The organism is Vibrio sp. 10N.261.54.E10 (assembly GCF_002877735.2).
GTDB lineage: Bacteria > Pseudomonadota > Gammaproteobacteria > Enterobacterales > Vibrionaceae > Vibrio > Vibrio crassostreae_C.
In genome coordinates, this window is record NZ_MCXE02000002.1 from 1,602,149 (window position 1) to 1,627,384 (window position 25,236).

Consider the following 25,236-nt stretch of genomic DNA (forward strand, 5'->3'; position numbering starts at 1 on the left):
TCATTATGTTTGGCTTAAACGCTCACTTTCTTATCTCGTGCTGCCAATGCCGCGAAAATCGTGCACGCAAAGGCAACAGATGCGATCAACAGAATCGGCACACTCCAAGAATCTGTCTGAGCATGAAGCTTACCCACCAGCGTTGGACCAGTGGCTGCCAACGCATAACCGATTCCCTGAGCCATACCCGACAATGATGCGGCTTGGCTGCTATTCGATGTACGCAAGCCAACAAAAGAGAGCGCGATAATAAATGTCGAGCAGTTGGCTAATCCAAACAGTCCCACCCAAAAGATCGCAAACTCAGGCAAATACAGAAGACCAATCAATCCAACAAATACACTCGATGCACATAGAGTGATGAGCCATTGTTGATTGTCACTTTTGGCTAAGAACGGCAGTAACAGCAGCCCCGGAACCATAGTCGAAAATTGCAGAAATCCATAAATGTAGCCCGCGTCGATTTCGCTGTAGCCAAGATCGTTCAATATCTGTGGCAACCAGCCAGCCAAAGAGTAGAAGGTAAATGAGTTAAGCCCAAGAGCTAGTGTCACTTGCCACGCTACGCCGCTTTTAATCATCTGTTTCATCGGCAGAGGTTTGTCTTGTTGCTTGTTATTGCTGGCCGAAGATGAGCGTTTTCTGATTTTAGGCAACCAGATCATCAAAGCTAATATTGGAAATACCAAGTTCATTAACAGCGCTAATTGCCAACCCGTGATCGTAAATAAGGTTAGATTTGAAAACGGCACCATCAAACTTGAGCCTAACGTCGAACCGATGCCCATCGTAAAGATGTACAGAGAAGTCACAGTAGCGATGCGTGTCGGGAAGCTAACTTTCACTACTACAGGCAACAACACATTACCAATCGCGATACCAAGCCCGATCATCACCGTGCCGATATACAAGGTTGGGGTTAACCCAGCAGAGCGCAGTGTAATACCCGTAGTGATCAGAACTAAGCCTAATAACAGGCTAGGCTCTAGACCAATTCGTTGGGATATCTTGGTGACTAATGGTGAGAATAAGGCAAAAGTTAACAGTGGCAAAGCTGTTAAGAAGCCTGCAGCCGATGACGTAAGGTTGAGGCCTTCCATAACCTGAGAAAGCACAGGAGCCAAGCTCGTAAAAGGCCCACGAAGGTTAAGTGCTAGGAATAGAATCCCTAACATGACGAAAATGCTATTACGAAGAGAGGCGCTCATAGGTTGTTCTACTGTTTGCTTATGAGAAGAAAAGCTAGCCTACAGGTCATTGAATGATTACACAAATACCGTTTAAATAGGTTTACTAATGACTGAACCAGCGTCGCGCGCGCTTTACCAAAAAAGGTAATCCATGACCATATTGAATATCCATAAACTCATCTCAGATTTCCCATTACTTCAACAATTGATTGCATTGGAAGAAGTGGTTTGGTTTAACCCAAATGTGACGACTCTGGAGCGCGGTTTGCCTTATGTGGGTTTAGGCGAACAAGATATTCATGATGCGAGTTTGAGGTTACAAAGGTTTGCCCCTTATCTGGTGAAGGCATTCCCTGAAACTCATGTGACGAATGGCATCATCGAATCTGAGCTTATCGATATCCCTGCAATGAAGTTAGCATTAGAAGCTCATTATCAGCAGCCAATAAAAGGGCGTTTGATGATGAAGAAAGACAGCCATTTACCGATTTCAGGTTCAATCAAAGCGCGCGGTGGTATCTATGAAGTACTAACGCATGCCGAGAAGCTTGCGATTGAAGCGGGGTTACTGTGTGAGAGCGATGACTACAGTAAGTTGCTCGAACCTGAATTTCGTGACTTCTTCCAACAATACAGCATTGCGGTAGGTTCAACGGGTAACCTAGGAATGTCGATTGGTATCATGAGTGCCAAGCTAGGTTTTACAGTGTCCGTTCATATGTCAGCAGACGCGAGAGCTTGGAAGAAAAGTAAACTGCGAGAGCATGGCGTCAACGTTGTTGCAAATATGAGCTGCTAAAAAGATAAGTCATGATAGAAGAGTGTTGTTTATAGCTTGTACACACTCTTTCTCACCTCTAAATCCCACCTTAATTCAAACAATAACTTGCACAGATCGTTATCCAAAACACACATTTTATAAATTAAGCTTCTTAGATGTTCTAACTATCAGTTAGGTTGAGTGGCATTCAACTTGATAGGGATTGAGCAATGTAGACGGACAAAGTGATACAGACAAGACACATAAACACACCAGAAAAATTACTCCAGCGTTTAGATGCTATTGGGGAGTCTTTGGAAGCATCGGGTAAGGCTCATGCTTTGCTGGGATTGGGCTCAGTAGGTATTGAAACAGAACGACTTGATCAGTACTCAGATGTCGATTTTTTCGCAATAGTGCAAACAGGGCACAAGCAGTATTTCTTAGACAGTTTGCATTGGCTATCTGATATTCACTCAATCGACTACGCAGTGAGAAATACCGTCGATGGCTATAAAGTTCTGTACGCTGACGGAATCTTTTGTGAGTTTGCAGTGTTTGAACCCCACGAGTTAGCGCACATTCCGTTTGCTGAAGGGCGTATTGTTTGGCAGCAACATGAATTTGATACACAGTGTTGTGTTTCACCAATAAAAGGGGAGACAGACACTAATTCCCAAGATTGGATCATTGGTGAGGCTCTAACCAATCTTTATGTGGGTATGTCTCGTTATAACCGAGGCGAAAAGCTGTCGGGCAGTCGGTTCGTTCAATCTTACGCACTCGATCGTTTGATCGATCTTGTGGATCAAACTGAACAGTCTGAGCCTGAATTCGTTGATGAATTTATGTCGGATAGAAGGCTAGAAGCACGCTTCCCTAAGTTTGCCCAATTGCTACCAACCTTTACCCAAGGCTACGAGCGCACCGCTGAATCGGCACTTGCCCAACTAGCATTCCTCAACACCCACTTCGCAGTCAACCAAGCCATGTGTGACCGAATCTCTGAACTGTGTTCCAGTAAAGATTAAGCTTATAGCGTGTGAATCCTCAAGCCTAACTGACACCACCTTTCAGATGATAAGCGGCGGGCAACCTAATTGAGCTCTCGAATTATTATTCTTAAGCACTAAACCCGTACGCTTTTGTTTACTCTTCAAGACCGTGACTGTTCGTGTTTACTCCGCTTATCACTGGATGTCGTCAGCCAAATAAAATACAATCGAACAATGTTTTATTAATTCGTGCTTTATCATTATTATGAGAAACTTACTCATATTCATCGTTAGCCTGTTCTTCTTAACAGCCTGTTCTTCAACGAGTAATCATCAGCTAGACGACGAGACATTGAGCAACGAAGACGCTATGTCGAAAAGTATAGAGGGAGAGAGTAATCTCGAGACTTCAAAGGATACAAACGCTGAGACCAGCGTTGATTCTTCCCATGATTCAATCGTTAATCATCAACCACTCACTAACCTTGATTCAAATAAAGACACGATAGCTCACGCCAATGCAGAGCCAGAATCAGTGGGACCTTCTCAAGTAGCAGCGACAGAAACAACGGAAAGCGATGCTAAGAGTGGCGGTGAAAAAGGCATCGGAAGCTATTTTATTCGTCATAATAAACCGACTAAGACGGTGATTAAATCACTAGAGGGCGTGACAGATGCATTGAACGTCATGACGTTTGGGATATTTGCCACCGGTAACGGTTAAATCGTTAACTTAGAACCACAACCTAATAGATAGAATGAAACGTGAAGGCGAGCCAGATGGTTCGCCTTTTTTGATCTTCTAAATCTGGCCACCGTTGTTGCTAAGAATCATGCTCACTTATCTGAGCGCTGAGTCAGGCGACGGTTAACGAAAATAGGAAATTATTCGTTCTGGAAGGGACTCGCCGAATTTACCCTGTTTGACTTGTTATATGCATCAAGGGTTCTAATACTCATCCCAAAGTAAGCAATGAAATCTAATCTTACAAAGACAAGCCTTATATTCACTTATGAGCATAGTAAGATGTTTGCTGTTAAGTCGGTTTGGGTTTAGTTATCAATATTCTAGGGAAGAAAAATGAAGAATAAGAGTGTGTTTTTAAGTGCCGCATTGGTGATGTTGTCAGCTCATGCAAATGCATCAGACGCGAACCATGAGTCTGTATCAGATGGTGTTATCGCAGAACAAAGAGCAAAGCTTTCTGAAAATACCCAAGGACAAGGTTTTGGACCGCAAGCTCCAAGAGATTTGGGTTCATTAGAAGGTACAAATACTAGGCTGTTCTCGGATGCCCCTGATTCAACAGCGATGAACTTATGTAATATTCACTTCCATAAAAATGCTGAGCATAAAGGTGGAGAGTTTACTCAATACGCTGGTAACGGTGATGGTAAGGGATTCCAGAGTGGCTTTAAATACACAGGCAAGCTGAGTTCTGCTGAGCTGAAACCATTTGAGGGCAAGGTTTGTCCGAGCGAGCATGGTTCTTTGCATTCGGGTGACACCATTGAAGTTCACTATGTTTATTCAACGGCGCAAGTTGAACCGGGTGAAACACTGGGTGCTTGTTTTAACGATGCGATTACCAACCCGCAACTGCGTGTAGAAACCCAAGTTTACGTATTAGTGAATGACGACAAAGCACCCGACTTTGAAGCGCTCGCTAAACATTCAAAAGTGAACGGCTTACACCAAGCACCAAACATCCCACAAGATACGGGCTCAGCGATCCAATACGCAGGTTCAACAACGGGCCCAGGTTACAACGAGCAAGGTTCACCTTTCCAAGTAACATGGAGTGTTCGTCCACAAGTAGCGAAAGTAAACATCGCGACAGTCGGGAACTGGTGTGAAGGCAATGACTTTAACGAAGACCACGCCCACGGTGTGAGAAACTTGGTGGTTAACCCTGAGCTGTTGTCACCAATGGCGAACTAATCTTGCTACGTTGATTCGTAGTCAATATTTTGTAGAGGCGAGCCATTAGGTTCGCTTTTTTATTACCTTAGATAAAACACTTGGTGCTTTGTGGGGAAATTACGTATGACAGTTATTCAAACATGAGCTTTTTGAATCTTCGCAGACCAAAACACTCTTTACCTGAATCGAAACTCCATGATACGTTCGTGATCAATCATGTTGGGTTATAAATAAGGACAAGCCAATGTCATTAGAAGGCGCAGTTACATTCTTTATTGCCATGTTTATATTTGGCATTACTCCGGGTCCCGGTGTATTTGCGATTTTGGCTCGTGGTATGGTCGATGGATGGCGAAAGTGCATCTCTCTTTCTGTAGGAATGATCTGTAGTGATCTGATTTATCTGGCGCTTGCCTGTTTTGGTCTAGCGACGATTGCTGAGAACTGGTCGTTTGCTTTTGAGGTGATTCGCTACGTTGGTGCCGCTTATTTGATTTACTTGGGCTACAAGATGTTTAAGAGCCTACCTGAAGTGCAAGGCACAGCTGAGCTCGCAGCAAAACAAAGTCAGAAATCGGAACTCGCCAGTTTCGCACAAGGCTTTTTGATTTCAGCATCAAACCCGAAAGTGATTTTGTTCTATATTTCATTCTTGCCAACGTTTATTGATCTGACTGTTTTGCGTTCACAAGATATCGTCTTGGTTGCTGTTTTAGCGGCGGTTGCTTTGATGTCCGGTTTAATGATCATTGCAATGGGCGCGGGCAGAATGGCAAGTTTACTTAAAACACCACGCGCTCATAAAAGATTAAACCAAAGTGCTGGTGGAATAATGATTGCGGCTGGTTCATATTTGGCGATAAACAGATAAACAGATAAACAGATAAACAGATAAACAGATAAACACAGTTCAATTTAGATAAAAAAGCGCGTTATTGCCGAGTAGCAATAACGCGCTTTTTTGTATTAGCTTATAGGTCTATCTTAGTTTAACAATGGAGTACTTGCTGGTGGCAAGTCACGCTTCTTAATTACGTATCGCAAGCGAAGCAACATCAACGCAGCTGATACGCTTAATCCCGTCAGAATACCAATCCAGAAGCCTTCTTCACCCATTGCTGGAACAATGTGGTCTGTTAAGCCCAACACCATACCCAGTGGTAACGCTAAGCCCCAGTATGAAGCGATAGCTAAGATCATCGGGATCTTGGTATCTTTATAGCCACGCAGAGCACCATTTGCAGAGGTTTGCAGAGCATCACTGAATTGGTACATAGCGGTAAAGGTCAATAACACTGCCGCTGTTGCACTGATTACTGGGTCAGTGGTGTAAAGCCTAATGATTAATTCAGGGAACAGTAGGAACATCGCTACCGAAAGCAACGAGATTAATGCTGCCACCAAAATACCGACTTTACTGCGCTCAATCGCGCCAAGTTCATCTTTTTCACCCAAAGCGTGTCCAACACGAATCGTAATGCCAAACGAGATACTCATCGGGATCACATAAGTTAGGCTCGATATATTGAGAGCGATTTGCGCCGCTGCCACATTCTCGGCACCAATACGGCCGATCATCAATGCGATAACCGCAAAGATACTGCCACACACTGCAATGTTCATCCCGATAGGTAAACCTAACCTTAAAAGATGAAGCATCTCTTTTGCTTTTGGCTTAGCGTCTGCAAAGCTGATGATGGTTTTGTAATGATGATGGCCTTTAATGTAGGAATACAGCATTCCCGACATTAGCCAATACACTAAGCTCGTTGCCCAGCCACAGCCAACAGCACCCATTTCAGGGAAACCAAACTTACCGTAGATAAGCACGTAGTTGACCGGAATGTTAATCAGCAAACCAATTACCGAAATGATCATCGGCACTTTGGTGTTGTTCATACCTTCACAGAAGCCGTTCAAGGTGTAGAACAGGGCAATACCCGGTACACCAAAGGCTAGGGCAAACGCATAGTCACTGCCAATTGGAATGATCTCAGCGGCTACGCCAATCCATTCTAAGATTGGTTTCGCACTCACCAAATAAGCGATAAGCAGTACGCTAGCAATTAATGCAAGCCATACCATCTGGAAGAATTCAACAGAGATACTTTGAAAGTCACGTGCGCCACGGTGGTAAGCGACAACAGGCGTTAGCGCCATAATCACACCACGCAGTAGCAGCAACACAGGAATCCAAAGGCTGGTGCCAAGTGCAATAGCGGCAAGATCAGCAGGGCTTACTTGGCCAGCCATTGTCGTATCGACAAATCCCATCGCTTGGGTAGCTATTTGAGTCAAAATGATTGGAATCGAAAGATGCATAAGCGCACCCGATTCACGAGTAAAAGGACGAAGTTTCGTTAGCATGGAAGTTCAAAACACCAATATAAATGCACCAGTGATGGCAGGATGGCCGGTGTGCATTTTAGGATGTGCCCCGTTGGACGGGCGACAATATAAACACCTTACCGTATAGGGTCAAGCATTGGCTTTATAGAGTTTCACTTACTCCGAGGTACGGATAGGTTCTGATGGTTACAACACGGGTCTAACGCACGTAAGTTCATGATTTAGTGGAAATCATACTAGACGGGTAAATTCTATATTTGCCGCGCTAATCACTAAGGTGACGGTATAAGTGATTGTTATGGAAAGACAAAGGCTAGTACAATTGGTGGCATAAAGAACTAGATAGAAGCATTCTGTATTTAAATGGGGAATGTTTCGGTCTAATAACTGTATACAATTGAAAATATCAACTGAGTAGTAATAGTATGATGCTTTATAAATATATGTCTTTTAACTCCGCAGTCCTCATGCTTAAGAATCTCTCGCTCGGTTTCACTGGGTTAGAGGATCTTAATGACCCGTTTGAGGGGACAAATTTTGGTTTTTCTGCCACAGGTAGTATTTCACCACGTAATGCTGTTCGAGTTTTCAAAGGGCATTTTTCGCGAAAATATGCGGTGTTATCGTTAACTAGAAACCCTCTCAACTCTCTAATGTGGTCGCACTATGGGGATAGTCATAGAGGGGTTGTGATTGGTATTGATGCTGAAGAATGTGGGCTTACTTCAAAACGAGAATTTATAATTCCTGCTCAATTAGGTGAGATAGTTTATGTCAGTACAAAAAATAAAGAATTAAATGGTGTACCATCTCAAAAGCATCTAGATGATCTACAAACTTCGATGGTGTTTAGTCCTGAGATTAAGAACTATTTAAAGCAAGCGTTCTTATATAAATCATTAGAGTGGGGTTATGAAGAAGAAGTGCGTGTCATAAAAAGCCTTACCGATTTTAAGTTTGGCTATCACTCTAAGGAAGAACAGCTTCTGACAAACGACGGAAGGTGGAATAAGGTTAGAAACAGTTATCTAGGACAACCCTTGTTTTGTTATAAAGTTCCCAAGTCAGGTATTAAAGAAATTTACCTTGGGGCCAATGTACACCGTAATGTTGCTCGCATCGAAGAGGGGGTACATGAAAAACGCGTTAAGAATAATCTCGATTTCTTAAAGTCATTTGGCTGTAAGGTATTCAGGTGCGAGCCTGACGCACAATCGTGGGATCTCATGCCTGTAGAGTTGTAAGCTAACAAACAACTATGGCGCCAATAGCAACTTGGCGCTATCTACCTTGTTCATACCATCACTTCTTAGCTTCAAACCTAGTGTGCATTAGCTTCCTACTGCCACAGATCCAGTAGAAACACTAAAAGACCAATCCCAAGCGTTACCTTCAGAAGCAAGCCAAGAGGGGCTCCACCTTTTGGGGCTTTGTTACAACATCCCATAATTATTTCCTAATTTGTCGTGACTGTCATTGCACCTTAAACCTTTCCCCTACGGTAAGGTCAATGCTTTATTGCCCTTAGATTTCAGACAACAAAAAGGCGAACCGTTTGGTTCGCCTTTTGTTATGTTTCGCTGCTAAGCGCCGCTACGAATTAGTCTTCGTAGTTGTCGATGCTTGGGCAAGAACAGATTAGGTTACGGTCGCCGTATACGTTGTCTACACGGTTAACAGTAGGCCAGTACTTCGAGTTCTTGGTTGCTTTCGATGGGAAACAACCAAGTTCGCGAGAGTAAGGGCGATCCCATTCTGTGCCAGCTAGGTCAACTTGTGTGTGTGGTGCGTTCACTAGAGGGTTGTTGTCTAGTGGCCATTCACCCGCTTTCACTGCTGCCATTTCGTGACGGATTGCGATCATCGCTTCACAGAAACGGTCTAGCTCTTCTAAATCTTCTGATTCAGTTGGCTCTACCATTAGCGTGCCAGCAACTGGGAAAGACATAGTTGGCGCGTGGAAACCGAAGTCCATTAGACGCTTAGCAATATCTTCTTCGCTGATGCCTGTGTCTTCTTTAAGTGGACGAATATCGATAATACATTCGTGCGCTACGCGGCCGTTAGTGCCACGGTAAAGAACAGGGTAGTGAGGACGTAGTTTCTCCATCACGTAGTTCGCGTTCAGAATCGCTACTTTCGTTGCGTCTGTTAGGCCAGGTTCGCCCATCATTGCGATGTAAGCCCAAGAGATAGGTAGGATTGAAGCACTACCCAAATCTGCTGCTGATACTGCGTAGTCAGAACCTTGTACACCATTTTCGATGTGACCAGGTAGGAAAGGTGCTAGGTGCGATTTAACGCCGATAGGACCCATACCCGGACCGCCACCACCGTGTGGGATACAGAATGTTTTGTGTAGGTTCAAGTGAGATACGTCTGAACCGATGAAGCCAGGTGAAGTTAGACCTACTTGAGCGTTCATGTTCGCGCCGTCTAGGTAAACTTGACCGCCCGCTGCGTGTACTTGTTCACACACTTCTTTCACTTGCTCTTCGTATACGCCGTGCGTAGAAGGGTAAGTGATCATGATGCTTGATAGGTTGTCTTTGTGCTTCTCGATTTTCGCTGCTAGGTCTGTCATGTCGATGTTGCCATCTTCATCACACTTAACAACCACTACCTTCATTGAAACCATTGATGCTGTAGCAGGGTTAGTACCGTGCGCAGAGCTTGGAATCAGACAAACGTTACGGTGAGCTTCACCGCGGCTTGCATGGTAACGTTGAATTGCGATTAGACCTGCATATTCGCCAGATGCACCAGAGTTAGGCTGTAGTGAGAAATCTTCGTAACCGGTGATTTCACATAGCTTCTCTTTAAGATCTTTTGCTAGTGCTGTGTAACCCGCCGCTTGCTCTAGAGGTGCGAATGGGTGAATTGAACCAAACTCAGGCCATGTTACTGGAATCATCTCAGCAGCAGCGTTCAGCTTCATCGTACAGCTGCCCAGTGGGATCATGCCGTGCGTTAGTGAGAAGTCTTTGTTCTCAAGCTGTTTTAGGTAACGCATCATTTGCGTTTCGCTGTGGTGCGTGTTGAACACTGGGTGAGTTAGGAACTCTGATTCACGACGACAGTTTTCTGGAATTGCCGCAAACTCATTTGATGCAATGTCAGAAGATAGCGCTTGAACGTCTTCTTTTACGTCGAAGATAGCGAATAGGGCATTCACGTCGTCGACTGTGGTTGTTTCATCTAAGCTGATACCGATCTTACCTTTAAGAAGGCGCAAGTTGATGTCTGCTGCTTGTGCTTTCGCGTACAGTGCATCTGTCTTCTCTTCAGAGTTGATTGTGATGGTATCGAAGAAGCTGTTGTTTGTTAGCTCGTAACCCGCTTTAGTCAGGCCAGCCGCTAGGATAGCTGTCATGTGGTGTGTACGACGAGCGATAGTACGTAGGCCTTCTGCACCGTGGTAAACCGCGTAGAAAGACGCCATGTTTGCTAGAAGTGCTTGAGCTGTACAGATGTTCGATGTCGCTTTCTCGCGGCGGATGTGTTGCTCACGAGTTTGCATTGCCATACGTAGCGCTTGGTTACCGTGAGTATCGATAGAAACACCGATTACACGACCTGGCATTGTACGCTTATGCTTTTCACGAGTACCCATGAATGCAGCGTGTGGACCGCCGTAACCCATAGGAACGCCGAAACGTTGCGCTGAACCGATTACTACGTCTGCGCCCATTTCGCCAGCTGGCTTAAGTAGAGCAGAAGCAAGTAGGTCAGTTGCAACCGTTACAAGAGTCTTGTTTGCTTGAGCTTTCGCAATGATGTCTGTTAGATCACGAACTTCGCCTGTTGTACCAGGGTATTGAACTAACGCACCAAATACGTCTTGCTCTGGAAGTGTTTCAAGAGCGCCAACCATTACTTCAAAACCGATGTACTCAGCACGAGTTTTAACAACTTCTAGTGTTTGAGGGTGAACATCGTCAGCAACGAAGAATACTTTGCTCTTGCTTTTACCAGCACGCTTACACAGTGTCATTGCTTCGCCAGCCGCTGTCGCTTCGTCAAGAAGAGACGCGTTCGCGATTTCCATACCTGTAAGGTCCATTACCATTTGTTGGTAATTTAGTAGAGCTTCAAGACGACCTTGAGAAATCTCTGGTTGGTATGGTGTGTAAGCTGTGTACCAGCCTGGGTTCTCTAAAACGTTACGTAGAATAACGTTTGGAGTGAATGTGTTGTAGTAGCCTTGGCCAATGAAAGTACGTTTCACTTGGTTTAGGTTAGCGATCTCTTTTAGAGAGGTCAGCATGTCCATTTCGCTCAGTGGCGCAGCAAGTGTCATTGGTTTTTCAAGACGGATTTGTGCAGGAACCGTTTCGTCGATCAGTGCGTCTAGGCTAGTCGCGTTGATCGCTTCAAGCATTTTTTGCTGGTCTGCTTTATTTGGGCCGTTATGACGAGTAACAAACTCGTTTTGTGTACCCAAGTCTTTCAGTAATTGGCTTTGAAGTAATTCAGTCATGATATGTTCTACTTTCTCTCTGGAGCCGTGAGCTAGCCCCTAAAATTAAGCTGCTCAAAAGAGCAGCTTTATCGTAATGAGGTTACCTATTAGTCTTCTTCGATAGAGCTTAGGTATTCTTCCGCATCTTTAAGGTTGTTTAGTTCAGACGCATCAGACATCTTCACTTTAACAATCCAACCACCTTCATAAGGTTCTTCGTTGATTAGCTCTGGGCTATCTTCTAATTCTTCGTTGATTTCTACGATTTCGCCAGAGATTGGTGCGTAGATATCAGAAGCAGCTTTCACTGATTCAACTAGAGAGAAGCTTTCGCCAGCTTCAATTTCGTCGTCAGTGTCAGGCAGGTCAACAAACACAACGTCACCTAGCATCTCTTGAGCGTGCTCAGAGATACCGATAGTTACAGTACCGTCACCGTTGTCTTTTACCCACTCGTGGCTGTCTGCAAACTTTAGTGTATTGTCCATTGCTTATTCTCCAAAAATTTATGAGGTTTTAATTTAAATCTTAAAAACGGTTTAACGGTAAAGAGGGAAGCGTTTGCAAAGCTCTTTAACTTGCTTGCGAACACGTTGCTCAACTTCAGCGTTGCCTTCAGGGCTTTCAACTAAGCCGTCAAGAACATCGCCGATCCATTCACCGATAAGTTTGAATTCTTCAGTGCCAAAACCACGACTGGTTCCAGCTGGCGTACCTAAACGAATGCCAGAGGTAATCATAGGCTTCTCTGAGTCGAATGGTATGCCATTTTTGTTACATGTGATCCCTGCACGCTCTAATGCTTCTTCAGTTACGTTACCTTTCAAGCCCTTAGGACGAAGGTCAACCAGCATTAGGTGCGTGTCTGTTCCGCCAGTCACAATGTCACAACCGCGAGTTTGCAACACTTCAGCAAGAACTTTTGCGTTGTCGATCACTGAATCAATATAAGTATTAAATTCTGGGCCAAGTGCCTCGCCAAACGCCACTGCTTTAGCCGCGATAACGTGCATTAATGGGCCACCTTGAAGGCCAGGGAACACTGCAGAGTTGATCTTTTTGTTGATGTCTTCGTAGTTAGTCAGAATCATGCCGCCGCGTGGGCCACGAAGTGTTTTGTGCGTTGTTGTAGTCACAACGTGTGCGTGTGGTAGTGGGCTAGGGTGAGCACCTGTCGCGATAAGACCCGCGATGTGTGCCATATCGACCATTAGGATAGCGCCAACTTCGTCAGCGATTTCTCGGAACTTAGCGAAATCAATAACGCGTGGGATAGCACTACCACCAGCAATAATCATTTTAGGTTGGCTTTCAATTGCTAAAGCGCGAACCGCTTCGTAATCGATTTCAAGTGTGTCGCGGTCTACGCCATATTGAACTGCGTTGAACCACTTACCAGACATTGCAGGGCGCGCACCGTGTGTAAGGTGACCACCAGCGTCTAGAGACATACCTAGGATAGTGTCGCCAGGTTGAAGTAGGGCAAGTTTAACTGCGCCGTTCGCTTGAGCGCCAGAGTGAGGCTGTACGTTTACGTATTCACATTTGAACAGCTGCTTAGCGCGTTCGATTGCGATAGCTTCTACTGTATCTACGTGCTCACAACCACCGTAGTAACGACGGCCTGGGTAGCCTTCTGCGTATTTGTTGGTTAGGCAAGTGCCTTGAGCTTGCATTACTGCTTTAGAAACGATGTTCTCAGAAGCAATAAGTTCGATTTGTTCGTTTTGACGAGTGTTCTCTGCTTGGATTCCAGCAAATACTGCGTCGTCAGTCGCAGATAGGTTCGTAGAGAAAAAACTGTCTAAGCTATGGTTTTGGTAAGCGTTCATTGTCGAGACCTTTCATTAAGCTAATGGTGATTGTTTTTATAGTCCATTAGGTCTTACGTTGATTTCTGCATCGGTATCGTTTGCGCTATATAGGTATAGTTAAACGTGAATTGCGTTATAAATATACTCTTACAGCGTCTAAGCGATCGTTGTAGGGGCAATGCAGCACGAATTGTTTCCCAAAAAGTTCGGGTAAAAAACAGCTCTTACAAATGTTAAATCTATCATTTGCTGCAAGCTGAAGTAGCATCTCTTCATCTAACAAGTCGATAACATAGCTCCGATAAAATCAATTTTCAACAAAAATTTCCAATAGGAAACAGATTTTCTCGTTTTGCTACAGGGAGCACGCTTTATTTCCCTGTGTGCTCTTTAATCAACAAAGCGCTTCATGCAACAATGAAATCAATAGACAGGAAGTAAGAAATGAATGAGGGACCTATGTCAGAAGACATTTATGATGAGTACCCATCTTTAACGTTGGCGAAAGAGACGTTAGATCAGAATATCGAACCACTTAGGCTCGGCCAGCGTATTAAAGATATCCGCAGCAAGCTGGGCATTACGTTAGAAGAGGCGAGCCAACGTACTGGTTTGGCGCGCTCTACGCTGAGTAAAATCGAGAACGAACAAATCTCACCGACGTTCCAAGCGATGCAGAAATTGGCTATGGGTTTGCAAATTGATATGCCGCAACTCTTTGAGCCACCAAGAAAAAAGGTTGCCACAGGACGTCGTGACTTAACTAAAGCAGGTCAGGGCAAACCTCACCCAACTCCGACTTACGAGCATGAACTGCTCGCGACAGAACTTTCGAATAAGAAGATGATGCCGTTCAAGAGCCGAGTGAGAGCACGCACCTTTGAAGAGTATAACGATTGGGTTCGCCACGATGGTGAGGAGTTCTTGATGGTGATCTCTGGTGATGTGATGTTCTACTCAGAATTCTATGAGCCGGTACCCATGAGCGAAGGTGACAGCATGTATTACGATGCCAATATGGGTCACATGCTTATCTCGACTAGCGCAGAAGACGCGCTCATTTTGTGGGTGACAGCAAAATAAATTAACAAAGGTCGAATTTCTTATAGTGGATGCAAACGTTTGCTTTTGTTTCTAACGTTTGCTAAATGACGCGATATTGATGTGAAAATCATCAATATCGCGTTTTTGTATGCGACTGAAAGTTGTTTTTAAATTGTTAAATATCACATTTTGAGCTGTTTTAATCTTGTTAAGGGTGTAAAACTGACTCAGGCTTGTTTACTATAGTGAACACGGTTTACTCATGTTGATTGAAGTTTACTGAAGTGAATTCTTAGAAAGTGAGTCGTATAGCTTTTATACAGAAGCCTCTTTTTATATCGCTAGTAATAAAAGCCTATATAGAAGACATCACTTTTTACTATCTACTGTTTCTAACGTTAACCCATATCGTTAGAGGCGACTCTAAATAGAGATATAAGCGGCAGATTCGATTTGGAAAGCCTGCAACGCTTCATGGAGAATAAAATGACTCAAGAACACGCTAATCAAGACCTACTAAAAACACCTCTGCATGCACTTCACGTTGAAGTCGACGCAAAAATGGTTCCTTTTGCTGGCTACGACATGCCAGTTCAGTATCCACTAGGTGTAAAGAAAGAGCACTTACACACTCGTGACGCTGCTGGTCTTTTTGATGTTTCTCACATGGGGCAACTGCGTCTACACGGTGAAAATGCAGCCGCTGTTTTAGAATCTCTGGTTCCAGTAGATATTATTGACCTGCCTTCTGGTAAGCAGCGCTACGCCTTCTTTACTAATGAACAGGGCGGCATCATGGATGATCTTATGGTTGCTAACCTTGGCGATCACCTATTTGTTGTTGTGAACGCGGCGTGTAAAACACAAGATATCGACCACCTAACGGCTCACCTTCCTGCAGACGTAAAAATGGAAGTGATTGATGACCGCGCTCTATTAGCACTTCAAGGTCCGAAAGCGTCTGAAGTTCTGGCTCGTTTCCAACCAAGCGTTGCAGACATGCTGTTCATGGATGTTCAAAAAGTCGATATCGACGGCGTAGAGTGCATCGTAAGCCGCAGTGGTTATACCGGTGAAGATGGCTACGAAATCTCAGTACCGAACGATCACGCTGAAGCACTTGCTCGTAAACTAACATCAGAAGCAGAAGTAGAGTGGATTGGCCTTGGTGCTCGTGACTCACTTCGTCTTGAGTGTGGTCTATGTCTGTACGGTCACGATCTAGATACAACAACAACGCCGGTAGAAGCTAGCCTTTTATGGGGTATCCAAAAAGTGCGTCGTACTGACGGTGAACGTGCAGGCGGTTTCCCTGGCGCTGATATCATCCTTGAGCAAATCGCGACTAAAGACGTTCAACGCAAGCGTGTTGGTCTTGTTGGTCAGACTAAAGCACCAGTACGTGAAGGCGCTGAGCTGTTCGATGCTGAAGACAACAAGATTGGCGTTGTAACAAGTGGTACTGCGGGTCCTAACGCGGGCAAGCCTGTTTCTATGGCTTACGTTCGTACTGACCTAGCGGTTATTGGCACTGAAGTATTCGCTGAAGTTCGTGGCAAGAAGCTACCAATGACAGTAGAAAAAATGCCATTCGTACCTCAGCGTTATTATCGTGGCTAATCTCTTTTAAGAGAAACCACTAAGCTAAATGAAAGCCTATTGTTTGCTTCTCTTTATTGGGAAGCCTAACGGTAGGCTTTTTTGATTTTGGTAGCGTATGTCTTTGGTAACGTATTGCTTTTAACGTTACCCACTAACAACGGTTACTTAAAATTCGTTTATAAAATGAGATATGTGGCGATATCGTTACAAATACTTACTATAATCACGATTGTGACGTGTTATGGTGACGATTCATCATTTTTGTAAATAAGTAGTAGGGGTTACAAGGAGTTAACTATGAACGTAAACCATACAATGAGTCCGGTTCGTAAAGCCGTTTTAGGGCTTTTAGCGCCATTAATTTACACATCAAGTGTTATGGCAACGGAAAACACGGACGAAAGTACTCCTGATTTGGGTGTAACACCCTATATTGTGAATGGTAGCGACGCTTCAGTCACGGAATTTCCTTCGATGGCAAGCTTGTTCATTGATCGTATTGATTATGACGGTGTTTACTCAACAGGCCCTTACTGTGGTGCGACAATTTTAGATAACTATCATGTACTGACTGCTGCACACTGTATTTATGGTGATGAGAATGCTCAGTTGTTTACTGTCGTCGTCCCTCAATTAGAAGACTCTTCCCAATTTCCAAATGGAAGCATTGAAAAGGTTCGAGTCTCTGAGGTGTTTTATCCTAGTAATTACTCAAATAGCTTGAACGATTTATTACGTAATGACGTAGCCATTTTAAAACTTGAAAGTGCGCTCAACATAGATTCCGTTAATGATATTGTGAAGCGACCAACTTCTGAGGGCTATCGTAGTTCTTTAGAGACGTTTACTGCTGTGGGTCACGGTGATACACGTTCTGAATTTGACGGCACTACCTTATTACAAAAAGCAGATCTTAATTATGTAGATAATGCGACTTGTGCAACGGCCGATTTTATTAATGAAGCAGCTTTAACTAACAACCAGATCTGCTTTAACGGCAACTACAGCTCATCTACCGGACTATTCAATGGCACATGCCAAGGTGATTCAGGTGGTCCAGTTTACTGGAGAGATGGTGTTGACTATAGGCAGGTTGGAATAACTAGCTTCGGTCCAGGTACATGTGGTGGCACCTCCACCATAACTTCTGTATTCACAGAAATCTATGACTATAAAGATTGGATCGACAGTGTTATGGCTGGAACTGAAACTGCTAAGTTTGTTTCAACAGACGCGAAACGTACTGCTTCTGCTGGTAGAAGCTCATCTGGCTCAGGAGGCAGTGTGTCATTTGGCTTACTAGGCGCGTTGATGTTACTCGGTAGGTTTAGAAGAGCGATGTCTTGTTAGATACCCACGTCTTCATGTTAGCTAAACAAACGGCCAGTCATTCAACTATGACTGGCCGTTTTTGTTTTGTTTGTTTAAGCCGTTCAGAGGATTAGGCACAGAATTCAGTAGACGCTTTTCTACTGTACCTTTCGACAATCACATCCATCTCTTTAACTGCGTCGTTGATGCTTTGAATACCGCCTTGAGCCACACCTTTTTCATTTTCGTTCAATGCAGAAAAAGCTTGCTTTAATTCCTTACCTTCCAACATGTTCCCGTGCAGCAACACCTCTTTGTACGTGAGTAGCTTATGTTGTATTGCAATAATTTCTGGGCGGGGATTGTCTGATTCTAATGCGTGACTAATGCAAGGAAATGCCAATGTATAGCGATTCGCAATTTCCAATTTGACGTCTTTCTTATTCGCAATATGCAATTTTTATTATTTCCCAACACTTGAATACTCAAGTTACCTAGCCTGTACGTTCACAACTGATATCAGTGTGAAGGTTTATGAAACGTAACGGTTTTATCAAGCGAATAATATGCCTTTGATGGCTTATGTAAACCATCACAAGTCAATATGGTCTGCTTCTTTCTGAATTTAGGACATAACTGTCTTTTGAGGATGAGCTTATGTCACAAGAACCCATAATATTGGCGCTGATTGAGCGTAGGAAACAAGCCAACTTGTCTCAAGAAAAGTTAGCCTCGAGTGCAGGAATGAGCTTAAAAACCTATCAAAGGATTGAACGCGGAGAGGCGGACATCAAGATGTCTCAGTATCGTTCAATCACTAGAACCTTAAAAGTGACGGATTTGGATGTGGTGCTTGATATTGTTGGCGCATCACAAGTAACAGCGGAAGATGTAGCTGCGGTCAGTCGTCTGCTGACCAGCGAAGAGCGCCTGTTGTTGATCAAGCTGATTTTGTCGGTCAAAAAGAAGCAGTAGTCTTTCTTTCAAATAAACAGCGTAATAGATCGATTCGTTAGTCAAATTGACAGATACTTCTAGGGTAATGTGTTCTCTGAGGGCATGAAGCCATCAGCTCACTCTTCCACGCAGCTGTTTGGTGGTGCTTCTTTGTTTTTTGCTTTCTAAACGTCTTTTCTGAGAGCCACGCGTCGGCTTAGTTGCTCGTCTTACTTTTTGAACCTTTGTCGCTTCCAAGATCAATTCTTTCAAGCGCACTAAAGCATCATCTCGGTTTTGTTCCTGAGTTCTATACTGTTGCGCTTTAATGATAATCACACCGTCTTTGGTGATGCGGCTATCTTTGTGTGCGAGGAGCTTTTCTTTATAGAAGTCAGGTAGGGTAGAGTGCTTGATATCAAAACGTAAATGTATCGCGCTCGATACTTTATTGACGTTCTGACCGCCGGCTCCTTGTGCTCTGATCGCTGTTAACTGGAGTTCCCAGTCTTGAATCGAAACAGAGTTAGATATTTGTAACATAAACATCCATTTTGAACGGTAATATGGCGCCATGATACTGAATATTGGTTATGGTATCAGTAACTTTATTTAAGAGTGGTAGTAGTGATGAAAATAGATTTAACGGCATATGAAGGATTAATCTTTGATATGGACGGTACGTTGATCGATACAATGCCTGCACATGTAAAGGCGTGGGAGCGAACGGCTGAAGAGTTTGGCTTTCATTTTGAAGCGTCTTGGCTGCATAGCTTAGGTGGCATGCCGAGTTATAAGATAGCCGGTGAGGTGAACAGCAAATACGGTTTATCGCTCGACCCACAAGCGGTTTCTACGTTTAAAATGGCGTCGTTTGCGGCTATCGAAGACAAAGGAGACGTTATCCCTTGTACTCACTCTCTGTTGTTAGAGCATCTGGGTAACAAGAAGATTGCAGTCGGAACGGGCAGTCAACGTAAAAGTGCCGAACAGTTACTGGATAAGACAGAGATCTTGAGTAAGCTCGATATTCTCGTGACAGCAACAGACGTTAAGAATCACAAACCAAATCCGGATACTTTCTTAGATGCGTGTTTTGGTATGGGTTTGCAGCCAAAGCAGTGTGTTGTGTTTGAAGATACGAACCTAGGTAAGCAGGCTGCTCATGCTGCGAACATGGATTGTATTCTAGTGGTAGAGGGGAACACACTAGAGTTCTATCCTGCACCAAGCTGATTGCAAGGATTGGGTTGTTAAACCGCCAAACTAATAGCCTAGCGGAACAATACTGATTTTCTGTTAGGCGATTTCGCTCATTTCGCTGTCTAGGAACAGGCACACACTGTTTCGACCTGCTGCTTTGGCTTCATAAAGTGCTAAATCGGCGCACTTGTAGCTAAGAGCAGGGTCGTTGGTCAGGTTGGTAATTCCACCACTGACCGTCACCACGTTATCGAGCTCAATACTGACTGCGATTCTCAATCTGTTAAGTACATACTCAGCTTCTTCTGTTGTGGTATGAGGCAGAATAACGCCAAACTCTTCGCCACCAATACGAGCCACAAAATCAGTTTCTCGGCACTCTCGTTGTAATACTTGAGCAACGGTTTGAATGACGCGGTCTCCATAATCGTGACCAAATCTGTCGTTGATGCGTTTGAAGTGGTCTATGTCCAAAATCGCTAAACAAGACTGTTCGCGAGTAGGGTAACGATTAACACGAGAGCACTCATCTCGCAGCTCAAGATCGAATTTACGGCGGTTCCAACACCCAGCTAAGGCATCTTTTTCACTCAGGTTTCTCAGTTTGTTTTCTAGCTCTTTGTGTTTACTTATATCCACAAATGAAGCGACATAAAACTGAATCACGTCTTTCGAGTCTTTAATGGTTTGGATTCGCAATATTTCCGTGATCAAAGACCCGTCTTTACGACGATTAACCACTTCGCCTTCCCACATGCCTTTCTCTTTGATGATGCTCCACATCTTGATGTAGAACTCTTCGTTGTAGCGACCAGAGGCGAACATGGACGGTTGGCGGCCTTTTACGTCTTCTAACTCGTAGCCACTCACACGGGTGAACTCTTGGTTTACTTTGATGATTCGGTTGTTTCTGTCGGTAATCACCAAGGCAGACATGCCATTCATTGCGGCCTTAGCAAGTTGGCTCTCGATACTGTTCTTCTTGTGGTTGCTGTTCCACAATACGAAGCCAGCGGAGATCATCGAAATCAAGAAAGACAAGGTGATGATCTGAACGACGATCGCTTGTTTTTCTTCTCGGTATTGACTGCTGAACTGCTGATTTTCAATGTGAAGAACCATGTAAATAGGGCCTTCAAACTGTTTGATTTTAGGGCTGATGTCGGAATGAAAATACCAGTTCTCACCATCGAAATAGCTCGAAGATGTCTTGTCTTGAATCGCAGTCCAAAGCTCAGGGTATAACTTTGCGTAAGTCTGCTCTGAACGTGATTCAATTACATGTCCGAAAGATTCCGTAGGATCCGGCCCCATGATTATGTGTCCGGTTTTGTTGAGAATAATAGGAACAGCAGAAGATGCACCAATTTGATAGTGAAGGCGCTTATAAATCTCAAGCATGTTCAGGTTTGCGATGAAGTAACCAATAATGCGGTTGTTTTCAGCGACTGGCGTCATAATGCGTAGTGCTGGAATCAAAGGGCGAACGATCTCTCCGTTTTCGACTTCAAGATCAATACCGCGAGAGCTAATCTCACCAATCTTTAATTGCTGTAGTACCTCATAGTAATCACGCGAAGACTTGTTCTGCAGTTCACTATCTGGAACCACGATTGCTTGATTGTCTTTATAATTAACGCGAAACACTTCGTTGCCAGCTAGATCGAGGTAACGAAGCTGGGAATAGTATTTTTGGCCACGAGCTAACATCACCCAAAGATCTTGCAGGGTTTCTTTATGGATAATAGAAGGTTCTCGAATCGCTCGGAGTAGTGTTTGAGAGTCGGCGATTGAAGGAACAGAGTTAGATATTTGCTCAACAATAACAGCGAGTTCATGAAAGCTGTATTCGATTTGATTTTGGCTAGACTGCTTAATATTTAGAGTGTGCTGAGCATCAATTCTGTCAAGTTCAGAATTGATGTAGAGGGCAGGGACTAGTCCTAGGGCAAAGATGGTACATAGAAATTGGCTGACTAGTTTTTTTATACTTGTATTCATCACTGTCCTCAAAGAATCAGCGCAATACTATATATTTTATAGGGTTTTTAATGTGATCTTGACCCAGAAGTTAAGACAAGATTCGCATATAACTACGATTTAAGTGCAACTTTTTGCAGTTAAGCTTGATTGTTGAGCAATCACTTCGTTAGTAAATGATTGCTCAATATAGAACACTGCTCCGAAACCTAAGCTAAATTAATCGCGATTAATTGCCGATTATCTAACTAAGGGCAGCTAGCTTAGGCCGACGATATTTCCATTACTATCAATATCTAACGACATGAACGCCGGTTTGTCAGGCAAGCCTGGCATGGTCATTACATTGCCGCACAACGCGTAAATAAAGCCAGCACCAGCACACAATTTTAGTTCTCTAACAGGCACGTCAAATTGGGTTGGTGCACCTTTTACGTGTGCTTCTGTCGAGATCGATAGTGGTGTTTTTGCCAAACAAACTGATAGGTCGCTATAGCCATGCAGTTTGAATTCAGCCAGTTGTTTTTTAGCCAGTGGAGATAGCGAAATACTTGCCGCGCCATAACCAACTTCAGCAACTGCCATCAGCTTTTCTTCTAGGCTTTGCTCTGAGTGATACAAAGGCTTAAATTCACTCTGTTTTTGGCAAGCTTTGACTACAGCGTGAGCCAGTTGAGTCGCGCCTTCGCCACCTTGACCAAATGCTTCGCTTACTTCAACGTTAACGCTTGAGTCGAAGTCGGTGATCATCTGTTTCAAAGCATCGAGCTCTTGAGCTGAGTCTTGTGGGAATCGGTTAATCGCAACAACTGTAGGCACTTGGTATTGCTTAACGTTGTTGATGTGCCATTTTAGGTTCTCAAAGCCTGCAATTAGCGCGTCTTGGTCATCATTAAAAATTGAATCTGGTAATGGAGTGCCGGGTCTCAAATCGTATAAACCAGAGTTGGCCTTTAATCCACGTAATGTTGCAACAACCACAGCGCAATCGGGCTTTTTGTTCGACGCTTTTGCTTTTATGTTGCACGCTTTTTCAAAGCCCATATCTGAGCCGAAACCACCTTCGGTCACGACAAAGTCACTCAGTTTTAACGCTATCTTATCGGCAATAATTGAAGAGTTACCATGTGCGATGTTCGCGAAAGGCCCGGCGTGAATTAGGGTAGGAACGCCTTCAAGGGTTTGCATCAATGTTGGTTCAATAGAATCCTTCATGGTTACGGTCATTGCGCCTGCAACGTTGAAGTCATCTGCGGTCAACGGCAAGCCTTGTTTGTTGTAGGCAAGTACCACTCGTCCGATGCGCTTTCTCAAATCTTGAAGGTCATTGGCTAGAGCAAGAATGGCCATTAGCTCTGAAGCAGCTGAGATATCAAATCCATCTTCTCGCTCAAAGCCGTTAATTGTTTTGTCTGCTTCGTTCTTGCCAACCGTGATCATGCGTAGTGCGCGATCATTGTGGTCAAGTACACGTCGCCAAACGATTCTGCTTGGGTCAATATCCAAGGCTTTTAAGCCAGAACGCGCTTCAAACGCCTCTAAGCCTTCCCGTTGTTCATGATACAAACGTGCATCAATGGCGGCAGAGGCGAGGTTGTGAGCGGCCGTAACAGCATGAATATCGCCCGTCAGGTGCAGGTTTAATTGTTCCATAGGGGCAACTTGAGAGTAACCACCACCCGCAGCGCCACCTTTTACACCAAATACCGGACCCATTGAAGGCTGGCGAATGCAGGCCATTGCAGATTGGTTAATCTCTGCGAGGCCTTGTGCTAATCCGATAGTAGTGACGGTTTTGCCTTCACCAAGAGGTGTCGGTGTGATCGCCGTGACTACGACTAATTTACCATCTTGTTGGTTGGCGAGGCGTTCAAGTGACGTGAGAGACACTTTAGATTTGAATTGCCCTAATGGCTGATGTTCGTTGTGGTGCAGGCCAGCTTGCTTGGCAACCTCACTGATGTTTTTAAGGGGAGTAGAGCGACAAATATCAATATCAGACAGCATATTTGATCCTTATATCAGAACCGAAAGGCGGTACGTAAACGTTTGCGTGGCGATAGTACTGTATAAATTTGCCAAGTAAAGGCAAACCACACGAATTATGTGCTGGAAGATAACAGATCTAAAGAGTCATTGCGCGAGATCAAATCTTAAACGAGCAAAATATTCGTTCTGATTACCTTCAGTTGCAATTATATTGGCGTTGAATACAAAAAGGGCTGCATATAGCAGCCCTTCAAGGAATGGGTAATCTCACTTGGCGTTAACCTCTAAGAGGTAACTACCTAATATGGTCGATTAACGATCCCAGTATGTTTCTTCTAAGCTATCTTCGCGTTCAGGCAGTGCACGAGAAAGGCGAGGAGAGTGCTGAGTCAACACTTCGTAGCTTACACGGTTTGCGTACTTACAAATTTGAGACAGTGAAGAGTACGTCAGACAAGCGTGCTCGTGTTTCTCTGAGTTTGGTACATTCACGTGGTGGTAGCTGTTTGCTGCCATGTCGTGAAGTAGTGCTGAAAGTGCACCATCGCCAGCGCCATTGGTATTCTTAATCTCAAGTGGGCCGCCTAGGTAAGGGCCAATGTGAGAGTACACTTTTACTGGGTCTTTACAGTCTTGCTTACGCATCGCACGGCTGAATTCGTATTTATTGAACTCAGGGATGTTACCCGGTAACAATGGCAGTGTGGTTTCGCGTTTCGCTGGTTCGTCAGTGTAACCTGCCATGTATAGACCAATAGGACCTGCAGTACATAGAACTAGGTCAACCCACTCAAGTGCCTTGTTAGCAGCCAATAGAGGATCTTTTTCACCCGTTAGCGCTTCACCTTCATCTTCGTTCATCGCGACAATGGTTACGTTTTCTTTCAGGTATTCTTGCCACCATTCAGCGTTGCCTTCGATCACATACTTAGTACCAAGTGTTAGTACAACAGGCACATTGTGCGCTTTCGCGTATTCAATCGCTTTTTGTACCGCTTTTGGCATCGGATCTTCAGGTTTGCCACGCATTAGGTATGACGACACAACCAATGCAGAAGCTTTCTCGAAGACTTTTTCAGGAATGCTTTCTGGAAGAAGTTGGTTCATGTGGCCTTCGTTGATTGCAAACGTACGTTCGCCATCTTCAGAAATCAGCGTGTAACAACGACCAATTGGACCATCAACAGTTTGAAGGTGGTTTAGATTCATACGAGAAGAAGTGCGGCAAAGGTAACGATAACCAAATGAGCCAACTTCAATCTTCTTAGACATTACGCCAAGCAGGACAGATTTGCTGTCCGCAAGTACGGAATAGTTGTGCAGTGTGTTGCCGATAGTATCGCCAGGATATTGATGCGTGATCAAACCGCGCTCAACTAACTCTTCATACAGCGCATCTGCTTTACTTTCTTCCAATACCAGTGAGTGACCTTTACTCAGCTCGTATTTTTCTAGGAACTCGTTGTCAACACGGGCTTCGATATCAACAATCGTTTGGCCAACACCCACAATCGTTGCGCGGTGAAGCTTAGGCGTTTGTTGAATTTGGTTGACCAACGGATCACGTGCGTGAGTTGGAAAGTAGTGCTTAGATTTACGCTGTCCAGGAAACTTCATATGAAAAATACAGTGAAAAAATTTTGCCGCATGATATCACATTTTGTTTCTGTTTCTTTC

20 protein-coding genes and 1 pseudogene are annotated in these 25,236 nt (G+C 44.1%); 11 read left to right on the forward strand and 10 right to left on the reverse strand.

From position 1 onward, the window contains the following. Positions 1-14: 14 nt before the first annotated feature. Positions 15-1,208, reverse strand: coding sequence for a CynX/NimT family MFS transporter (locus BCU07_RS18280; RefSeq protein ID WP_102320431.1), 1,194 nt, complete (start codon positions 1,206-1,208; stop codon positions 15-17). Positions 1,209-1,341: 133 nt separating this feature from the next. On the opposite strand from BCU07_RS18280, the pseudogene BCU07_RS18285 reads away from it, so the two are divergent. From BCU07_RS18285 to BCU07_RS18305, 5 genes and pseudogenes are all read left to right on the forward strand, one after another. Then, a pseudogene (locus BCU07_RS18285) lies at positions 1,342-1,971 on the forward strand (D-serine ammonia-lyase); the annotation flags it as partial. A gap of 224 nt (positions 1,972-2,195) precedes the next feature. Beyond that, complete coding sequence (locus BCU07_RS18290; protein ID WP_241910072.1) at positions 2,196-2,981, forward strand: hypothetical protein; 786 nt, start codon at positions 2,196-2,198, stop codon at positions 2,979-2,981. Between the two features lie 226 nt (positions 2,982-3,207). Next, positions 3,208-3,669 (forward strand): hypothetical protein, encoded by a 462-nt coding sequence (locus BCU07_RS18295; RefSeq protein WP_102429070.1) that lies wholly within the window; start codon positions 3,208-3,210, stop codon positions 3,667-3,669. A gap of 357 nt (positions 3,670-4,026) precedes the next feature. Beyond that, positions 4,027-4,887 carry a delta-class carbonic anhydrase gene (locus BCU07_RS18300; RefSeq protein ID WP_102429069.1) on the forward strand — a complete coding sequence of 287 codons (861 nt, stop codon included), beginning with the start codon at positions 4,027-4,029 and terminating at the stop codon, positions 4,885-4,887. A 226-nt stretch (positions 4,888-5,113) separates the two neighbouring features. Next, positions 5,114-5,740, forward strand: coding sequence for a LysE family translocator (locus BCU07_RS18305; protein WP_102429068.1), 627 nt, complete (start codon positions 5,114-5,116; stop codon positions 5,738-5,740). A 113-nt stretch (positions 5,741-5,853) separates the two neighbouring features. On the opposite strand, the gene BCU07_RS18310 is transcribed toward BCU07_RS18305, so the two are convergent. Further along, positions 5,854-7,236, reverse strand: coding sequence for an MATE family efflux transporter (locus BCU07_RS18310; RefSeq protein WP_102427967.1), 1,383 nt, complete (start codon positions 7,234-7,236; stop codon positions 5,854-5,856). A 407-nt stretch (positions 7,237-7,643) separates the two neighbouring features. Here BCU07_RS18310 and BCU07_RS18315 point away from each other — a divergent pair, with 407 nt between their 5' ends. Then, complete coding sequence (locus BCU07_RS18315; protein WP_241910039.1) at positions 7,644-8,462, forward strand: DUF2971 domain-containing protein; 819 nt, start codon at positions 7,644-7,646, stop codon at positions 8,460-8,462. A gap of 356 nt (positions 8,463-8,818) precedes the next feature. Here BCU07_RS18315 and gcvP read toward each other — a convergent pair whose 3' ends face one another. The 3 genes from gcvP to BCU07_RS18330 all read right to left on the reverse strand — a co-directional run bounded on the left by gcvP (position 8,819) and on the right by BCU07_RS18330 (position 13,512). Then, entirely contained in the window at positions 8,819-11,698 is a 2,880-nt protein-coding gene (gene gcvP, locus BCU07_RS18320; RefSeq protein ID WP_102427966.1) for an aminomethyl-transferring glycine dehydrogenase, read from the reverse strand. An 89-nt stretch (positions 11,699-11,787) separates the two neighbouring features. Next, on the reverse strand, positions 11,788-12,168 hold the full coding sequence (gene gcvH, locus BCU07_RS18325; RefSeq protein ID WP_017064654.1) for a glycine cleavage system protein GcvH: 381 nt from the start codon (positions 12,166-12,168) through the stop codon (positions 11,788-11,790). Between the two features lie 51 nt (positions 12,169-12,219). Further along, positions 12,220-13,512 (reverse strand): serine hydroxymethyltransferase, encoded by a 1,293-nt coding sequence (locus BCU07_RS18330; protein WP_102427965.1) that lies wholly within the window; start codon positions 13,510-13,512, stop codon positions 12,220-12,222. 441 nt (positions 13,513-13,953) lie between these two features. On the opposite strand from BCU07_RS18330, the gene BCU07_RS18335 reads away from it, so the two are divergent. The 3 genes from BCU07_RS18335 (at position 13,954) to BCU07_RS18345 (ending at position 17,490) form a co-directional block, all read left to right on the forward strand. Continuing rightward, positions 13,954-14,577, forward strand: a complete 624-nt coding sequence (locus BCU07_RS18335) for a helix-turn-helix domain-containing protein (RefSeq protein WP_102427964.1) — start codon at positions 13,954-13,956, stop codon at positions 14,575-14,577. A gap of 447 nt (positions 14,578-15,024) precedes the next feature. Continuing rightward, positions 15,025-16,158, forward strand: coding sequence for a glycine cleavage system aminomethyltransferase GcvT (gene gcvT / locus BCU07_RS18340; RefSeq protein WP_102427963.1), 1,134 nt, complete (start codon positions 15,025-15,027; stop codon positions 16,156-16,158). Between the two features lie 279 nt (positions 16,159-16,437). Then, positions 16,438-17,490: a S1 family peptidase gene (locus BCU07_RS18345; RefSeq protein ID WP_102427962.1), complete on the forward strand. Its 1,053-nt coding sequence runs from the start codon at positions 16,438-16,440 to the stop codon at positions 17,488-17,490. Positions 17,491-17,581: 91 nt separating this feature from the next. Here the strand turns inward: BCU07_RS18345 and BCU07_RS18350 are convergent, their stop codons facing one another. After that, entirely contained in the window at positions 17,582-17,908 is a 327-nt protein-coding gene (locus BCU07_RS18350; protein ID WP_102427961.1) for a hypothetical protein, read from the reverse strand. 200 nt (positions 17,909-18,108) lie between these two features. On the opposite strand from BCU07_RS18350, the gene BCU07_RS18355 reads away from it, so the two are divergent. Beyond that, complete coding sequence (locus tag BCU07_RS18355; protein WP_017059843.1) at positions 18,109-18,426, forward strand: helix-turn-helix transcriptional regulator; 318 nt, start codon at positions 18,109-18,111, stop codon at positions 18,424-18,426. Positions 18,427-18,519: 93 nt separating this feature from the next. On the opposite strand, the gene arfB is transcribed toward BCU07_RS18355, so the two are convergent. Then, positions 18,520-18,930, reverse strand: a complete 411-nt coding sequence (arfB, locus tag BCU07_RS18360) for an alternative ribosome rescue aminoacyl-tRNA hydrolase ArfB (RefSeq protein WP_017059842.1) — start codon at positions 18,928-18,930, stop codon at positions 18,520-18,522. 87 nt (positions 18,931-19,017) lie between these two features. On the opposite strand from arfB, the gene BCU07_RS18365 reads away from it, so the two are divergent. Next, the gene (locus BCU07_RS18365; RefSeq protein WP_102427960.1) at positions 19,018-19,623 is read left to right on the forward strand and encodes a beta-phosphoglucomutase family hydrolase; all 606 of its coding nucleotides are present in this window, start codon (positions 19,018-19,020) and stop codon (positions 19,621-19,623) included. A 63-nt stretch (positions 19,624-19,686) separates the two neighbouring features. On the opposite strand, the gene BCU07_RS18370 is transcribed toward BCU07_RS18365, so the two are convergent. The 3 genes from BCU07_RS18370 to BCU07_RS18380 form a co-directional block, all read right to left on the reverse strand. Further along, a complete protein-coding gene (locus tag BCU07_RS18370; RefSeq protein ID WP_102427959.1) occupies positions 19,687-21,591 on the reverse strand; it encodes a diguanylate cyclase in 1,905 nt (634 codons plus the stop codon). Between the two features lie 237 nt (positions 21,592-21,828). Continuing rightward, positions 21,829-23,577: a formate--tetrahydrofolate ligase gene (locus BCU07_RS18375; RefSeq protein ID WP_017059839.1), complete on the reverse strand. Its 1,749-nt coding sequence runs from the start codon at positions 23,575-23,577 to the stop codon at positions 21,829-21,831. A 294-nt stretch (positions 23,578-23,871) separates the two neighbouring features. Beyond that, positions 23,872-25,176: an inosine/guanosine kinase gene (locus tag BCU07_RS18380; protein WP_017064646.1), complete on the reverse strand. Its 1,305-nt coding sequence runs from the start codon at positions 25,174-25,176 to the stop codon at positions 23,872-23,874. Positions 25,177-25,236 lie beyond the last annotated feature (60 nt).

What these genes read in the sequence shown, in the direction of transcription:
- BCU07_RS18280 (WP_102320431.1), bottom strand. Translation starts at nt 1,208, where the DNA reads ATGAGCGCCTCTCTTCGTAATAGCATTTTCGTCATGTTAGGGATTCTA.
- BCU07_RS18300 (WP_102429069.1), top strand. Translation starts at nt 4,027, where the DNA reads ATGAAGAATAAGAGTGTGTTTTTAAGTGCCGCATTGGTGATGTTGTCA.
- BCU07_RS18305 (WP_102429068.1), top strand. Translation starts at nt 5,114, where the DNA reads ATGTCATTAGAAGGCGCAGTTACATTCTTTATTGCCATGTTTATATTT.
- BCU07_RS18310 (WP_102427967.1), bottom strand. Translation starts at nt 7,236, where the DNA reads ATGCTAACGAAACTTCGTCCTTTTACTCGTGAATCGGGTGCGCTTATG.
- BCU07_RS18315 (WP_241910039.1), top strand. Translation starts at nt 7,644, where the DNA reads ATGATGCTTTATAAATATATGTCTTTTAACTCCGCAGTCCTCATGCTT.
- gcvP (WP_102427966.1), bottom strand. Translation starts at nt 11,698, where the DNA reads ATGACTGAATTACTTCAAAGCCAATTACTGAAAGACTTGGGTACACAA.
- gcvH (WP_017064654.1), bottom strand. Translation starts at nt 12,168, where the DNA reads ATGGACAATACACTAAAGTTTGCAGACAGCCACGAGTGGGTAAAAGAC.
- BCU07_RS18330 (WP_102427965.1), bottom strand. Translation starts at nt 13,512, where the DNA reads ATGAACGCTTACCAAAACCATAGCTTAGACAGTTTTTTCTCTACGAAC.
- BCU07_RS18335 (WP_102427964.1), top strand. Translation starts at nt 13,954, where the DNA reads ATGTCAGAAGACATTTATGATGAGTACCCATCTTTAACGTTGGCGAAA.
- gcvT (WP_102427963.1), top strand. Translation starts at nt 15,025, where the DNA reads ATGACTCAAGAACACGCTAATCAAGACCTACTAAAAACACCTCTGCAT.
- BCU07_RS18345 (WP_102427962.1), top strand. Translation starts at nt 16,438, where the DNA reads ATGAACGTAAACCATACAATGAGTCCGGTTCGTAAAGCCGTTTTAGGG.
- BCU07_RS18355 (WP_017059843.1), top strand. Translation starts at nt 18,109, where the DNA reads ATGTCACAAGAACCCATAATATTGGCGCTGATTGAGCGTAGGAAACAA.
- arfB (WP_017059842.1), bottom strand. Translation starts at nt 18,930, where the DNA reads ATGTTACAAATATCTAACTCTGTTTCGATTCAAGACTGGGAACTCCAG.
- BCU07_RS18365 (WP_102427960.1), top strand. Translation starts at nt 19,018, where the DNA reads ATGAAAATAGATTTAACGGCATATGAAGGATTAATCTTTGATATGGAC.
- BCU07_RS18370 (WP_102427959.1), bottom strand. Translation starts at nt 21,591, where the DNA reads ATGAATACAAGTATAAAAAAACTAGTCAGCCAATTTCTATGTACCATC.
- BCU07_RS18375 (WP_017059839.1), bottom strand. Translation starts at nt 23,577, where the DNA reads ATGCTGTCTGATATTGATATTTGTCGCTCTACTCCCCTTAAAAACATC.
- BCU07_RS18380 (WP_017064646.1), bottom strand. Translation starts at nt 25,176, where the DNA reads ATGAAGTTTCCTGGACAGCGTAAATCTAAGCACTACTTTCCAACTCAC.